Genomic DNA, 13,145 nt, shown 5'->3' with positions numbered 1-13,145 from the left:
TCACCAATACCGGCCGAAGCGGCCGACAGCTTCACCTGCAGCGGGTCCGCCGACGCTTTTCTCTACCAGTACCGCCAGGAGGACACCAATACCTGGCCGGTGGCGGCCGACCAGATCAACACCGGGTGGGGCGGGCCTCGGAACGTCTTCGCCACGACGAACATGTGCCACCAGAAAGCACTCGCCGGCCCGGTGAAGCCGTCCACCTCGACGGTGCCGCACGCGCCGCTCTCGGTGCTGCAGGCCCCGCCAGCACCGAGGGCACCTACGCCGCCGACCCCACCCTCTACATCTACCAGGCCAGCAACGGCACCGGAATCGCCTTCGTCACCCGCACCATCAACAGCACCGTCGTGCCCTTCGTCACCGGCGCTAACACCCTCACCCCCACGACCACACCCACCTTCCGCCCCGTCACCATCACCCAACCCAATACCAACTGACCCCCACCGGCCGGCGGCCCCAGCCGGGTTCGCACCGGCCGCTCGGCTTGCCCGCTTGCCATGTTCTGACTGAACCATTAGGAAGAGAGGCCCCGCATGCTCGATCCACTGTGCCAGCGACGGACCGACTCCGGAATGAGCCGCCGCGCCGCGCTGAGCCTCGGAGCGGCCCTGACAATCGCCGTCACCAGCCTTGCTGTCGCCGCCGGCGGGCCGGCCGCCCAGGCGGCCACCGACTGGCCGTTCCCGTCCACCCAGGACGATTTTGACTGCAACGGTCCCGTCGGCGTGTTCTACAACACGAGTTCGGGCACCTTGTTGCGCCGCGACCTGAACAGCCCGTTGAGCGAGCTCAGCTCATTCGGAACCGCGCGGACCATCGGTTCCAGCGGGTGGACCTTCGGACGGATGCTCGGTGGACGGGATGGCCGCGTCTACGGCATCAACCCGTCGGGACTCACCCGCTACCGCTGGACCGGGACTGCCTGGGAGTTGGTGGACGGAAAGTCAAACTGGCTCATCAGCAGCGGATTCACCAGCTACGCGTCGGCCAGCAACCGGGACAAGATCACCATTGACGAGGCCGGCGACTTTTACGCGGTGGACAGCACCGGCAAACTGCGTTGGCATCGATTCGACGAGACCAGCCGCACGTGGGTGATCTCCGGCAAGGTTCTGGACACCGGTTGGGACAAGTACAACCTGATCGTCGCCACCAGCCCGGGCGTGCTCTATGGCAGATTGCCAGACGGCACGCTGCGGCGTCACCACTTCGACCCGGCGACGCAGCGGTGGATGAGCTACGACCGCCCCGTGTACCAAGGCATTCGCAAGGTACCCTTGAACTTCAGCCTCTTCACCAAAGGCCTCTTCACCGCCGGTGGCGACTCCCTGTTGGGCGTCCAAGGCAACGGCGACCTGTACCAGTACCGCTATCCCGTCGATCTGCGCACCTCCTCGGGCGTCACCTCAGAGCCGCAGAAGATCGGTACCGGATGGTCCTACCCCAACGTGTTTGCCACAACGAACACGTGCCACCAGGGAGCTCTCGCCGGCCCGGTGAAGCCGTCCACCCCGACGGTGCCCAACGCGTCGCTGGCGGTGCTGCAGGCCCCGCCAGCACCAGGGGCGACGTTGGGCACGGTCGAGTTCGCGTACACCGACAACCTCGGCCGGGTGATCCACGGCCGCCAGACCGACCCGGACAGCTTCAGCTCGGTCCAGTGGAACCCGGTATCCGGCACCGACGCCTACACCGGCAAGCCGGCGCTGATCGCCGACCATCAGAACCGCGTCGGCATCTACGCGCATCAGACGAACAGTGACATCCGCGCGTTGATTCAGTCCTCGGCTGGATCAAGCCAGTGGAACCAGTGGGACAACCTGGCCGGCGCCATGACATCGGAACCATCCGCGGTTCGGCTCTCCGACGACAGTCTCGCCCTGTTCGCGCTGGACTCGACCGGCGCCCTGGCAGTCCGCCTGCAGGACGGCAACACGGGTGATCTGCTGCCCTGGACGGACCTAGGCGGCAGCAGCCTGACCGGTACGCCGGTGGTCACGGCCGGCCCGAACAACACCGCCACCATCACGGCGATCAACAGCGCCGGCGCGGTCGTCACCGCGACCTACCAGGACCGGGCCCTCACCGCGCAGTTCGCCAGCATCGGTGGCGGCACAGGCTTCGTCGGCACCCCTGCCGTCGTCGTCATGCCCGGCCCTCGCCTGATGGTCTTCGCCCGGCACACCGACGGCACGATCAAGAAGCAGTACCAGAACACCGACGGCACCTGGCCCGGCACCTGGACCACCATCGGCACCGGCACCATCACCGCGGCCGGCAGCCCCACTGCCATCCTCGACCCCAACCTCGGCCGCATCGCCGTCGTCACCCGCACCGCCGACAACAGCATCTACAACACCTGGGAAACCGGCCAAGGCACCCAGACCTGGGGCAACTGGACCCTCAACGGCACCGAGGGCACCTACGCCGCCGACCCCACCCTCTACACCTACCAGGCCAGCAACGGCACCCGAATCGCCTTCGTCACCCGCACCATCAACAGCACCGTCGTGCCCTTCGTCGCCGAAGCCAACACCTTCACCCCCACGACCACACCCACCTTCCGCCCCGTCACCATCACCCAACCCAATACCAACTGACCCCCACCGGCCGGCGGCCCCAGCCGGGGCCGCCGGCCGGACCCGCCCCACCCCAGGGCACAGCAACGATCACTGAGCTCGGCGACTTCTACGTGATCGACAGCGCCGGGAAGCTGCACTGGTACCGGTACGACGAGACCGGCCAGGATGGTCCATCAAGGGCTGCACGCTCGACAGCGGCTGGGGACAGTACGACATGATCGTCGCGGCCGGCCCGGGCGTCCTCCACGCGCGAACCCCGGCCGGTCCGCTCTACCGGCACCGTACGACCCCGCCAGCCAGCGCTGGGTCGACCACGATACCTACCCCGTACCCGTGACGTGAACGGCGGTGTACCACGCGCAGGACGGCGGCATGTTGACTCGCAGCTTCGCCCCCGCGCCCACCTTCACCAGGGTCGCCATCCCACAACCACCGCGGCCACCGCCGGCCACCGGACCAGTCAGATCCACGCCCGGCGGCGCGGCCGCTCAGGAGCGCGGACAGGTGGACGCCAGCTCGCTGACCGTCCGGGTCTCGCTGTCGTAGCTGCGCGCCGCGATGAACTCCCCCCGGGGCCGGTCGGCGCCGGCCAGTGCCCGGGCCCGGCGCCGGTCAGCGTCGCGGAACCGCAGCGCCAGGCTCAGGTGCGGCACCCACCGGCCGGGGGCGTGCCACGGCTGCGGGCCGGGGGCGGTGGCGAGTACGTCCCAGACCGCGCCGTGCAGGGCGACCAGTTGGGGCGCGGGACGGACCAGCCAGACCAGCGGGGCGCTGCCGTCGAGCACCTCCACCCGGTCCAGGCGGGCCGGCAGGGGCAGCGCCGCGTCGCAGAGGTCGGCGAGCCGCTGCTCGGCGCCGGGTGGGAACTCGTCGACGGAGGCGAGGGTCAGGTGCGGCCGGTTGGTGGCGTGCGTGTTCCGCGCCAGGCTGGGCAGGCCCGCGGCGGCCAGCCGGTCCCAGGCCGCCCGTACCGCCTCCTCCAGCTCCGGGGAACAGAGCAGTTCGACCGTACGCACGCCGTCAGGCTAGTCGCCGGCGGTGTGCCGCGCCGCCCCGCGGGGAATGCGCACCGGATGAGCGTGTTGACCGAGACCGACGAACGTCACCTGCGCCGGGCCGTCGCGCTGGCCGTCACCGCCCGGGACGCCGGGGACGGCCCGTTCGGCTCGTTGCTGGTGGACGCCGACGGGCGGGTGGTGGCCGAGGAGGTCAACACCGAGCGGACCGACGACGACATCACCGCGCACCCGGAGCTGAAGCTGGCCCGCTGGGCAGCCCGGAACCTCGGCCCGGACGCGGCCGCGGTGGCCACCCTATACACCAGTTGCCAGCCGTGCGCCATGTGCGCCTCCGCGATCGAGCGCGCCGGCCTGGGCCGGGTGGTGTACGCGCTCAGCTCCGACCAGTTGGCCGAGCTGCGCCCGATGCCGCCGTACGCCCCGGTGGCGTACGCCGGTCCCGCGCTGCTCGCGGAGGCGCGGCTGCCCCTCGAGGCGACCTGAGCCGCGCACCGCCCGAACCGCCGCCGAGGCCGGTTCAGAGCCAGCCGGCCTCACGGGCGATCCGCACCGCCTCGGCCCGGTTCGTGGCACCGAGCTTCTGCACGGACGCGGCGAGATGATTGCGCACCGTCCCGGCCGCCAGGTGGGTACGCCGGGCGATCACCGCGACCGGGGTGCCGTACTCGGCCAGGCGCAGGGTCTCCAGTTCCCGGGCGGTCAGCGGGCACTCGGGCAGGGTCAGCGCGTCGGCGGCGAGCGCCGGGTCGACGTACCGCTGCCCGGTGTGGACGCGGCGGATCACGTCGGCGAGCGCCCCACCGGGCGCACCCTTGGGCAGGAAGCCCCGCGCCCCGGCGGTCAGCGCCGGACGCAGCTGGGCGGGGCGGCCCTGGCCGGTCAGGATCACCACGGCGCAATCGGGCAGGACGCGGGCCAGTTCGGCGGCGACCTCGATCCCGCCCGGCGGCGGCATCGCCAGGTCCAGCACGGCGACGTCCGGCCGGTGCGCCAGCGCGGCGGTCAGCGCTGCCCGCCCGTCGGCGGCGTGCGCCACGACGTCGATGTCGGGCTCCAGGTCGAGCAGGGCCGCGAGGGCGAGCCGGATCAGCTCCTCGTCGTCGGCGAGCAGCACCCGGATCACGACGGCACCGGAAGGACGGCCACCAGGCTGAACACCCCGTCCTCGGCGTGGGCGCGCACACTGCCGCCGGCGGGAGCCAGCCGGTCCGCCAGCCCGCGCAGGCCACCGCTGCGCTCGTCCGGGCCGTCGCCGAGGGCACCGTCGTTGCGTACGGTCATGGTCACCAGGCCGTCCTCCCGGGTGATCTCGATCCGGCACCAGTCGGCCCGGCTGTGCCGGAGCACGTTCGTCCCCGCCTCCCGCAGCACCGCGGCGAGATCGGCGGCGACCGACGCGGGCAGCTCGCCGACGGGCGGCACCACGGTGCAGCGCACCCCGCTGGACCGCAGCACCTCGCCGACCGCGGCGGCCTGCTCGGCGAGGTCGACCGCCCGGTAGCCGTGCACCGCCTCACGTACCCGGTGCAGGGCGGACCCGGCGAGCCGCTGCACCTCGGCGGCCTCCCGGCCGGCCCGGCCGGCGTCCGTCGGCGCGAGCCGGGCGGCGAGCTCCGCCTTCAACGCGATCACGGTCAGGTCGTGCCCGAGCAGGTCGTGCACGTCGCGGGCGAAGCGCAGGCGCTCCTCGGCGGCGGCCAGCCGGGCCTGCGCGGCTTGTCCCTGGCGCGCCTCGACGAGCAGGTCCCAGAACCAGACCTGCACCCAGCTCACCGCGGCGATTCCGGCGCCGGCGCCGGCGGTGATGACCAGGGCGTCGCGGACGGTCCCGCCCGTCCAGCGGGTCAGCGCGACGGAGACCGCGAGCACCGCGAGCGTTCCGGCGGCGGCGCTCGCCCGTCGCAGCAGCAGCGGGAAGGTGCCGATCACGGACGCGCCCAGCCAGGCCCAGGTGGCCCACTCCCCGGCGGCGACCGGCCCGACCAGCGGCACGCTCACCGCGGTCGCCGCGGCCAGCGCGGCGTGCCGGCGCCGCCGTCGAGGGTCGGCGAGCCACGGGGTGACGGCCGCGTGCAGCACGCCGGCTTGGGCGGCGACGAACGCCAGCAGGCCGACCGTGCCGAGGCCCAGCCGGAGCGGATCCGCCTCCCGGGCCAGCCCGACGCCGGGCAGCAGCAGGCTGGCGCCGAGGTTGGTGGCCACCGACACGACGGTGAGCAGCCGCGCCCGGCGCAGCCGGCGATCCGCTGCGTCGACCGTCATGTCCGCCGATCCTAGGGCCGCCGGCCGCCCGGTTCACCCGTGCGGAATGTCACGCCCGGGCCGGGCTTTCCGCACGGATTTCCCGTGACGCGCGCGCCTGTTCCGCGGCGGGGCGGAGCCGGCAGGGTCGGGGCATGACGGAGACGACAGTGCACGTATCCGAGGGACAGGACCGCGACGGCCGGCGGCTGGCGCGGCACCTCGGCGCAATGGCGGTGGCGATGGTGGCGGGCATGGTGCTGCTCGCCCCGCTGTGGGGGATGGGCGCGGCGCTGCTCGGCGGCGCGGGCGTGCTGGCCCGGCCGGACGTCGGGGCGCTGGTGATGGCGACGGACATGTCTGTCGGCATGGCGGTCTGGATGTGGCACCAGGGCCATGGGCGGGCCGCCACCGCCGAGATGGTCGCCGCCATGTACGTCCCCTTCCTGCTGCTGCTCCCGCCCTGGTGGGCCGGGCTGGTCGGGGACCACACGCTGATGCTCGGCGGCCACCTGCTGATGCTGCCGGCGATGGTGCTGGTGGCACTGCGGCACCGGCATGCGCCCGCGGTGCCGGTCGACCGGCACCCGGCCGTCGCGGCCGTGGCGCGTCGCTGGCCGACCGGACTCGCCCTGCTGATGACGGTCGACCTCTGGATCGAGCCGACCGTGTTCTCCCCGTGGACGCTGCTGGTGCTGCCGGCCGGCTACCTGCTCATCGGCACCTGGCGCCGGCAGTGGCACGACCGGAGGGTCCTCGCCCTCCAACTCGCCGGGCTGGTCGGCTGGGCCGGGCTGGCGGTGGCCGCCCGTACCGGGCCGGACGGCCTCGCCGGTTGGCTGGTGGCCGCCGGGTGGCTCGGCCACGCCGCCTGGGATCTGGCGCACCACCGCACCGGCCGGGTGGTGCCGCGCGGATACGCCGAGTGGTGCGGGGTGTTGGACGTGGTCGTCGGGGTCACCGTGCTGCTGGCCGTCCTGGCCGGGTGAGCCCGCCGGGACCGCCCCCGGGAGGTGAGCCGCCCGACCGTTGTGCCGGTCGCCGCGACGGGCTTTCGGCGGTGATGAAAGGCTTGACGCATGAGTTCCGCGCCGACCCCGACCGACCCCACCCCCGCCGACAGCGACGAGACGCCCGCCTTCGCGGACCTCGGGCTCCGCCCCGAGCTGCTGGGCGCGCTCGCCGCCCTCGGCTACGAGGAGCCGACGCCGATCCAGCGCGAGGCGATCCCGCCGCTGCTGGCCGGCCGGGACCTGCTGGGCCAGGCGGCCACCGGCACCGGCAAGACGGCCGCGTTCGCCCTGCCGCTGCTGCACCGGATGCCCGAGGAGCGGACGGGCGGCGACCCGGTGTCGCTGGTGCTGGTGCCCACCCGCGAGCTGGCCGTGCAGGTCTCCGAGGCGTTCCACCGGTACGGCAAGGACCTGGGCGCCCGGGTGCTGCCGATCTACGGCGGCCAGCCGATCGGCCGCCAGTTGCGCGCCCTGGACGCCGGCGTGGACGTGGTGGTGGCCACCCCGGGCCGGGCGCTGGACCACATCGCCCGCGGCACGCTGCGGCTGGGCGCGCTGGCCACCGTGGTGCTGGACGAGGCGGACGAGATGCTCGACATGGGCTTCGCCGAGGACATCGAGGCGATCCTGGAGCACGCCCCGGCGCGGCGGCAGACGGTGCTGTTCTCGGCCACCATGCCGGCGCGCATCGACGGGCTGGCCCGCCAGCACCTGACCGACCCGGTCCGCATCCAGATCGAGCGGGAACGGACGGTGGCCGGCGAGGCGCCCCGGGTGCGGCAGAGCGCGTACATCGTGGCCCGGGCGCACAAGCCGGCCGCGCTGGGCCGGGTGCTGGACGTGGAGTCGCCGACCGCCGCGATCGTGTTCTGCCGCAGCCGCGAGGAGGTGGACCGGCTCACCGAGACGATGAACGGCCGGGGTTACCGGGCCGAGGCGCTGCACGGCGGAATGAGCCAGGAGCAGCGGGACCGGGTGATGGGCCGGCTGCGGGCGGGCACCGCCGACCTGCTGGTGGCCACCGACGTGGCGGCGCGCGGCCTCGACGTCGAACAGCTCACCCACGTGGTCAACTACGACGTCCCGTCCGCGCCGGAGTCGTACGTGCACCGCATCGGGCGGGTGGGCCGGGCAGGTCGGGAGGGGGTGGCGATCACCCTCGCCGAGCCGCGCGAGCACCGGATGCTCAAGACGATCGAGCGGGTCACCGGTCAGCGGATGACCGTTGACAAGATCCCCACCGTGGCGGACCTGCGTACCCGCCGGCTGGAGCTGACCCAGGCGGCGCTGCGTGAGTCGCTGCTGGAGGACGACCTGGAGCCGTTCCGGGCCATCGTGGAGTCGCTGACCGACGAGTTCGACATGATGGAGGTCGCGCTGGCCGCGGTGAAGCTGGCGCACGAGGCCACGCTGCCCGGCAGCGCGGACGAGGAGGAGATCCCGCAGGTCGCGGTCCGCCCGCCGCGGGAGACCCGGCCCGGGTACGACCGGCGCGGCGACGGTCGCGCCCGCCCGGGTGGCACCACGCAGGTCTTCATCGGGCTGGGCCGGCGCGCCGGGGTCCGGCCGCAGGATCTGGTCGGTGCGATCACCGGGGAGACCCGGGTCGGTGGCCGGGACATCGGTTCGATCGAGATCGCTGACCGGTTCTCCCTGGTGGAGGTGCCGTCCGCGCTGGCCGACGAGGTGATCCGGGGGCTGCGCGGCAGCACCATCAAGGGCCGCAAGGCGACGGTCCGGATGGACCGTGACGGGGGCGGCGGCGATGGCCGTCGCGAGCGCCCCGTCGACGCCGCCCGCCGCGACCGACGCTGACCGCGGCCGGCCGCGACGGGTCGGGCTCGGCCGGCCGGGCGCAGGCGATCGGGCGCAGGCGATCGGGCGCAGGCGATCGGGCGCAGGCGATCGGGCGCAGGCGATCGGGCGCAGGCGGTCGGACGCAGGCGGCCAGGCGCGGGCGGCGGGTGCGGGTGACCCCGGCCGGCCCGCCCGGGGTCACCGGGCGTGCCCCGCACCCGGTCCGCGCCCCCGCCGCGGCTGCGCTCATCCGGCCCGGGTACCCGCCGTGCGGGTCATCAGCCGCCCGATGAGGCTGCGCGAAAACGGGCGGTACCGGGTGTTCTGGAAGGCCGTCACGGGCCACCGGTCGCCCTGCCGGACGAGGACGAACGTGACCGCCGACAGCCGCTTGGCCGACGGTTCGGTCCGGCCCCGCTGCCAGCGCATGATGATCCCGCCCAGCGCGGACACGACGGCGACGTCGGGGGTGACGAAGCGGATCCGCGGCTCCCGCATGGTCATGCGGGAGCCGCGCATGATGCCGGCGAAGAGCGCCCGGTGGCCGTCGGCGATCGCCCGCCGGCCGGGCATCCGGGTGCCGTCGAAGGCGGTGTAGTCGGCGTCCTCGGTGAACAGGGCCGCGTACCCCTCGGGGTTGCCCTCGCCCCAGGCGTCGGCAACCAGGGACAGGGTGCGCCGGATGTCGGCGTCGGCAGATTCCTTCAGCATGCTAAACAGTTTAGCATGCTGAAGGGTTTCGGTCAGCTGCCGTCTGTGGACGCGGCGGCAACCCGGGCGGTCTGCTCCTCGAGGATGGCCACCACGTGGCGGACGAAGTGCGCGACGGTGGCCCGTTCCGCCGGGGTGTAGCCGCTCGTCAGGTCGGTGATCGCCGCCCGCATCGGCGCGAAGACCGGCCCCAGCTCGGCGTCGAGCCGCTCCACCTCGGCGACCACGAAGGTCTTGCGCCGGTCGGCGGCGTCCGGAACCCGCCGCGCGTAGCCGGCGCGGGCCAGCCGGTCCACCAGGCCGGTGACCGCGCCCGGGGTCAGCCCGAGCTGGCGGGCCAGCTCGCCCGAGGTGAGCGGGCCGCGCCGGGCCAGCACGTCCAGCGCCTTGTTCTCACTGGCCGTCAGGCCGCGCCTGGCGGCGACCGCCTCGTGGAACAGCACCACGGCCGTACTCAGCTCCCGCCCCAGCAGGTCACCGAGGTCCGCGGTGTCGCTCGCCGGTGCGCCCCCGCCGCCTGCCCTCTGCGCCACCTGACCTGACTCCCTCCGCACGGCCTCCGCCGAGGTGCCGACCGTACGCCGGCCAGTATGCCGGGCCCGGCGGCCGGCGCGGCCTTCCGGCCGGCGTGCCGCGCGCTGTGGCGACGTACCGGACGGACCCGGACCCGACGGCGGCGGGGACCCCGGCGGTCACCGGGGTCCCCGCCGTCCGGTCAGGCCGCGGCGAGCGGCTGGCCGCCGAGGGTCTGCGCGTCGACGTCGGCCGGGCGCAGCGCCAGGGCGAGCACGTCGGCCACGTCGGCCAGGGTGTGGATGGTCAGCGCCGCGCGGACCTCGGTGGGCAGGTCGTCCAGGTCCGGCTCGTTACGTTTCGGGATGATCACCTCGGTCAGGCCGGCCCGGTGCGCGGCGAGCAGCTTCTGCTTCACGCCGCCGATCGGCAGCACCCGGCCGGAGAGGGTCACCTCACCGGTCATCCCGAACTCCGGTCGGACCGGCCGGCCGGTCGCCAGCGAGGCCAGCGCCGTGACCATGGTGATGCCGGCGCTCGGGCCGTCCTTGGGCACCGCGCCCGCCGGGAAGTGCACGTGGATCCGCCGCCCGGCCAGGACGTTCGGGTCGATGCCGAGGCGTCGCCCGTTGGAGCGCAGGTACGACAGGGCGATGTGCGCGGACTCCTTCATGACGTCGCCGAGCTGGCCGGTCAGGGTCAGCCCCGGCTCGCCGTCCATGCCGGTGGCCTCGATGAAGAGCACGTCGCCGCCGGCGCCGGTGACCGCGAGGCCGGTGGCCACGCCGGGCACCGCCGTCCGCTCGGCCGACTCCGGGGTGAACTTCGGCCGGCCCAGGTAGCGGACCAGGTTGTCCCGGTCCACCCGTACCGGCGTCGGGTCGGACGCCAGCGCCACGGTGACCTTGCGCAGGATCTTCGCCAAGGCTCGTTCGAGCTGGCGTACGCCCGCCTCCCGGGTGTACTCGCCGGCGATCAGCGCGAGGGCCTCGTCGGCGACGGTCACCTCGTCGGCGGTCAGCCCGGCCCGCTCCCGCTGCCGCGGCAGCAGGTGATCGCGGGCGATGGCCACCTTCTCGTCCTCGGTGTAGCCGTCCAGGGTGACCAGTTCCATCCGGTCCAGCAGCGGGCCGGGGACGGCCTCCACCACGTTGGCGGTGGCCAGGAAGAGCACGTCGGACAGGTCGAGGTCGACCTCCAGGTAGTGGTCCCGGAAGGTGTGGTTCTGCGCCGGGTCGAGCACCTCCAGCAGGGCCGCGGCCGGGTCGCCGGAGTAGCCGACGGCCAGCTTGTCGACCTCGTCGAGGAGCACGACCGGGTTCATCGAACCGGCCTCGCGCAGCGCGCGGACGATCCGGCCGGGCAGCGCGCCGACGTAGGTGCGCCGGTGGCCACGGATCTCCGCCTCGTCCCGGACGCCACCGAGGGAGACCCGGACGAAGGTGCGGCCGAGCGCGCGGGCCACCGACTCGCCGAGGCTGGTCTTGCCGACCCCGGGCGGGCCGGCGAGGGCGAGCACCGCACCGGAGCCGCGGCCGCCGACCACGCCGAGGTTGCGCTCCGCGCGCCGGTTGCGCACCGCCAGGTACTCCAGGATGCGGTCCTTCACGTCGTCCAGGCCGGCGTGGTCGGCGTCGAGCACCGCGCGCGCCGCCGCCAGGTCGGTGTTGTCCTCGGTACGCGTGTTCCACGGCATCTCGAGAACGGTGTCCAGCCAGGTACGGATCCAGCCCGCCTCGGGGGAGGCGTCGCTGGCCCGCTCGAGCTTGCCGACCTCGCGCAGGGCCGCCTCGCGGACCGTCTCCGGCAGGTCGGCGGACTCCACCCGGGACCGGTAGTCGGCGGAGCCGTCCGGCTCGTCCTCGCCGAGTTCCTTGCGGATGGCGGCGAGCTGCTGGCGCAGCAGGAACTCCCGCTGGGACTTCTCCAGCCCTTCGCGGACGTCGCTGTTGATCTGCTCGGTGACCTCCTGCTCGGCGAGGTGGTCCTTCACCCAGCCGACCAGCAGCTCGAGCCGGGCGGTGACGTCCGGGGCGGCGAGCAGTTCGGTCTTCTGCGCCAGGCTGAGCCAGGGCGCGTAGCCGGCCGCGTCGGCCAGCTCGGAGAGGTCGGTCATCCGCTCCATCGCGTCGATGACCTGCCAGGCGCCGCGCTGCTGGAGGACCGAGGTCATCAGGGCGCGGTACTCGCGGGCGAGGTCCCGGGCCTTCCCGGCCGGGGCGGGTTCGTCGAGCGGGGTGGCCTCCACCCAGAGGGCGGCGCCGGGTCCGGGCACGCCGGAGCCGATCCGGGCCCGGGTGAGGCCGCGGACCACGGCGGCGGGTTCGCCGCTGGGCAGCCGGCCCACCTTCTCGATGGTGGCGACCACGCCGACGGAGCCGTACTCGCCGTCCAGGCGGGGCACGGCCAGCAGCGTCTTGTCGCCGGTGGCGCGGGCCGCGTCGACCGCGGCCTGGGTGGTCGGGTCGAGGGTCACCGGGATGACCATGCCTGGCAGCAGGACGGCGTCGGTCAGGGGCAGTACCGGAAGAGTTGCCATCGAACACCTGCTATCACGTTGGTTGAGCGTGTCAGACTCAAGTAACAAAGCGTTCCCCTTGTTCCTGGCTGTGACCCACGCCACGCTCAACCCCGACTCCGGGACGCGCCCCGCACGGCGCGGCACGATTTGGCCGACGGATATGCCGACCCGCCGAATGGCGAACGGCAGGTATTGTTGCGAATTCGCCGCGAGATACGTCAAACTCGTACTCACACCCCGCCCGACACAGGGAGTAATGGCGATGGCAAGGAAAGTAATCACCGTTCTGACCGACGACCTGGACGGCGGAAAGGCCGACCGGACCGTCGAGTTCAGCCTGGACGGCGTGGCGTACACGATCGACGTCTCGGACGAGAACGCCGGAGTCCTGCGCAAGGCCCTCGACCCGTACATCAGCGCTGGCCGGCGGATCGGGCGCGGGCCGGTGGAGGCCGGGCGGGCGACCCGCCGGGCCACCTCCGCCACCTCCGGAATGGACCGCGAGCAGAACCGCGCCATCCGGGAATGGGCCGTCAAGAACGGCTACGAGATTTCCGAGCGGGGCCGGATCCCCGTCTCCGTCGTGGAGGCCTACAAGAACCGCTGAGGCCCCCGGCTCACCGTCGGGCGTCCCGGGGTCACGCTGAGAAATCGGCGTGGCCCCGTCCGCTTTCCGGACGCCCGACAATTTCGCCCGGCGACGGGACGGACACCGGCGAACGGTCCCCGGCGGCACCCCGGC

At 73.5% G+C, this 13,145-nt stretch carries 13 protein-coding genes; 7 read left to right on the top strand and 6 right to left on the bottom strand.

The features are described 5' to 3' along the window. The first annotated feature begins 164 nt into the window (after positions 1-164). The 3 genes from LQ51_RS32715 (at position 165) to LQ51_RS34515 (ending at position 2,925) form a co-directional block, all read left to right on the top strand. Positions 165-443, top strand: a complete 279-nt coding sequence (locus LQ51_RS32715) for a hypothetical protein (protein ID WP_156313052.1) — start codon at positions 165-167, stop codon at positions 441-443. 96 nt (positions 444-539) lie between these two features. After that, entirely contained in the window at positions 540-2,606 is a 2,067-nt protein-coding gene (locus LQ51_RS12175; RefSeq protein WP_046565235.1) for a tachylectin-related carbohydrate-binding protein, read from the top strand. Positions 2,607-2,724: 118 nt separating this feature from the next. After that, entirely contained in the window at positions 2,725-2,925 is a 201-nt protein-coding gene (locus LQ51_RS34515) for a tachylectin-related carbohydrate-binding protein (protein ID WP_369799844.1), read from the top strand. 151 nt (positions 2,926-3,076) lie between these two features. On the opposite strand, the gene LQ51_RS12170 is transcribed toward LQ51_RS34515, so the two are convergent. Beyond that, positions 3,077-3,604, bottom strand: a complete 528-nt coding sequence (locus LQ51_RS12170; RefSeq protein ID WP_046565233.1) for a 2'-5' RNA ligase family protein — start codon at positions 3,602-3,604, stop codon at positions 3,077-3,079. Between the two features lie 57 nt (positions 3,605-3,661). Between LQ51_RS12170 and LQ51_RS12165 the strand changes: the two genes are divergently transcribed. Continuing rightward, on the top strand, positions 3,662-4,090 hold the full coding sequence (locus tag LQ51_RS12165) for a nucleoside deaminase (protein WP_231605711.1): 429 nt from the start codon (positions 3,662-3,664) through the stop codon (positions 4,088-4,090). Positions 4,091-4,124: 34 nt separating this feature from the next. On the opposite strand, the gene LQ51_RS12160 is transcribed toward LQ51_RS12165, so the two are convergent. Together LQ51_RS12160 and LQ51_RS12155 are read right to left on the bottom strand one after the other, a co-directional pair. After that, the gene (locus tag LQ51_RS12160) at positions 4,125-4,730 is read right to left on the bottom strand and encodes a response regulator transcription factor (protein ID WP_046565231.1); all 606 of its coding nucleotides are present in this window, start codon (positions 4,728-4,730) and stop codon (positions 4,125-4,127) included. Further along, complete coding sequence (locus LQ51_RS12155) at positions 4,727-5,869, bottom strand: sensor histidine kinase (protein ID WP_046565228.1); 1,143 nt, start codon at positions 5,867-5,869, stop codon at positions 4,727-4,729. The genes LQ51_RS12160 and LQ51_RS12155 overlap by 4 nt, the downstream gene beginning before the upstream one ends. Positions 5,870-6,003: 134 nt before the next feature. Between LQ51_RS12155 and LQ51_RS12150 the strand changes: the two genes are divergently transcribed. Both LQ51_RS12150 and LQ51_RS12145 read left to right on the top strand, forming a co-directional pair. Beyond that, complete coding sequence (locus tag LQ51_RS12150) at positions 6,004-6,837, top strand: hypothetical protein (protein WP_046565227.1); 834 nt, start codon at positions 6,004-6,006, stop codon at positions 6,835-6,837. Positions 6,838-6,927: 90 nt separating this feature from the next. Beyond that, entirely contained in the window at positions 6,928-8,676 is a 1,749-nt protein-coding gene (locus tag LQ51_RS12145; protein ID WP_046565225.1) for a DEAD/DEAH box helicase, read from the top strand. A 228-nt stretch (positions 8,677-8,904) separates the two neighbouring features. Here the strand turns inward: LQ51_RS12145 and LQ51_RS12140 are convergent, their stop codons facing one another. From LQ51_RS12140 to lon, 3 genes are all read right to left on the bottom strand, one after another. Beyond that, positions 8,905-9,369 (bottom strand): SgcJ/EcaC family oxidoreductase, encoded by a 465-nt coding sequence (locus LQ51_RS12140; protein ID WP_046565223.1) that lies wholly within the window; start codon positions 9,367-9,369, stop codon positions 8,905-8,907. Between the two features lie 32 nt (positions 9,370-9,401). Continuing rightward, positions 9,402-9,902: a MarR family winged helix-turn-helix transcriptional regulator gene (locus LQ51_RS12135; RefSeq protein WP_197087671.1), complete on the bottom strand. Its 501-nt coding sequence runs from the start codon at positions 9,900-9,902 to the stop codon at positions 9,402-9,404. Positions 9,903-10,084: 182 nt separating this feature from the next. Next, positions 10,085-12,421 (bottom strand): endopeptidase La, encoded by a 2,337-nt coding sequence (lon, locus tag LQ51_RS12130; protein WP_046565216.1) that lies wholly within the window; start codon positions 12,419-12,421, stop codon positions 10,085-10,087. A 244-nt stretch (positions 12,422-12,665) separates the two neighbouring features. On the opposite strand from lon, the gene LQ51_RS12125 reads away from it, so the two are divergent. Then, on the top strand, positions 12,666-13,010 hold the full coding sequence (locus LQ51_RS12125; protein WP_046565240.1) for a histone-like nucleoid-structuring protein Lsr2: 345 nt from the start codon (positions 12,666-12,668) through the stop codon (positions 13,008-13,010). The last annotated feature ends 135 nt before the right edge of the window (positions 13,011-13,145 follow it).

Origin of the sequence: Micromonospora sp. HK10, from assembly GCF_000982955.1 — a bacterium.
In the GTDB taxonomy this organism is placed as follows: domain Bacteria; phylum Actinomycetota; class Actinomycetes; order Mycobacteriales; family Micromonosporaceae; genus Micromonospora.
This window is presented reverse-complemented; position numbering and strand designations above follow the sequence as displayed.

Excerpts from the sequence above, each read along its gene's own strand:
- LQ51_RS12175 (WP_046565235.1), top strand. The coding sequence starts at position 540 with ATGCTCGATCCACTGTGCCAGCGACGGACCGACTCCGGAATGAGCCGC.
- LQ51_RS12165 (WP_231605711.1), top strand. The coding sequence starts at position 3,662 with ATGAGCGTGTTGACCGAGACCGACGAACGTCACCTGCGCCGGGCCGTC.
- LQ51_RS12155 (WP_046565228.1), bottom strand. The coding sequence starts at position 5,869 with ATGACGGTCGACGCAGCGGATCGCCGGCTGCGCCGGGCGCGGCTGCTC.
- LQ51_RS12150 (WP_046565227.1), top strand. The coding sequence starts at position 6,004 with ATGACGGAGACGACAGTGCACGTATCCGAGGGACAGGACCGCGACGGC.
- LQ51_RS12145 (WP_046565225.1), top strand. The coding sequence starts at position 6,928 with ATGAGTTCCGCGCCGACCCCGACCGACCCCACCCCCGCCGACAGCGAC.
- LQ51_RS12140 (WP_046565223.1), bottom strand. The coding sequence starts at position 9,369 with ATGCTGAAGGAATCTGCCGACGCCGACATCCGGCGCACCCTGTCCCTG.
- lon (WP_046565216.1), bottom strand. The coding sequence starts at position 12,421 with ATGGCAACTCTTCCGGTACTGCCCCTGACCGACGCCGTCCTGCTGCCA.
- LQ51_RS12125 (WP_046565240.1), top strand. The coding sequence starts at position 12,666 with ATGGCAAGGAAAGTAATCACCGTTCTGACCGACGACCTGGACGGCGGA.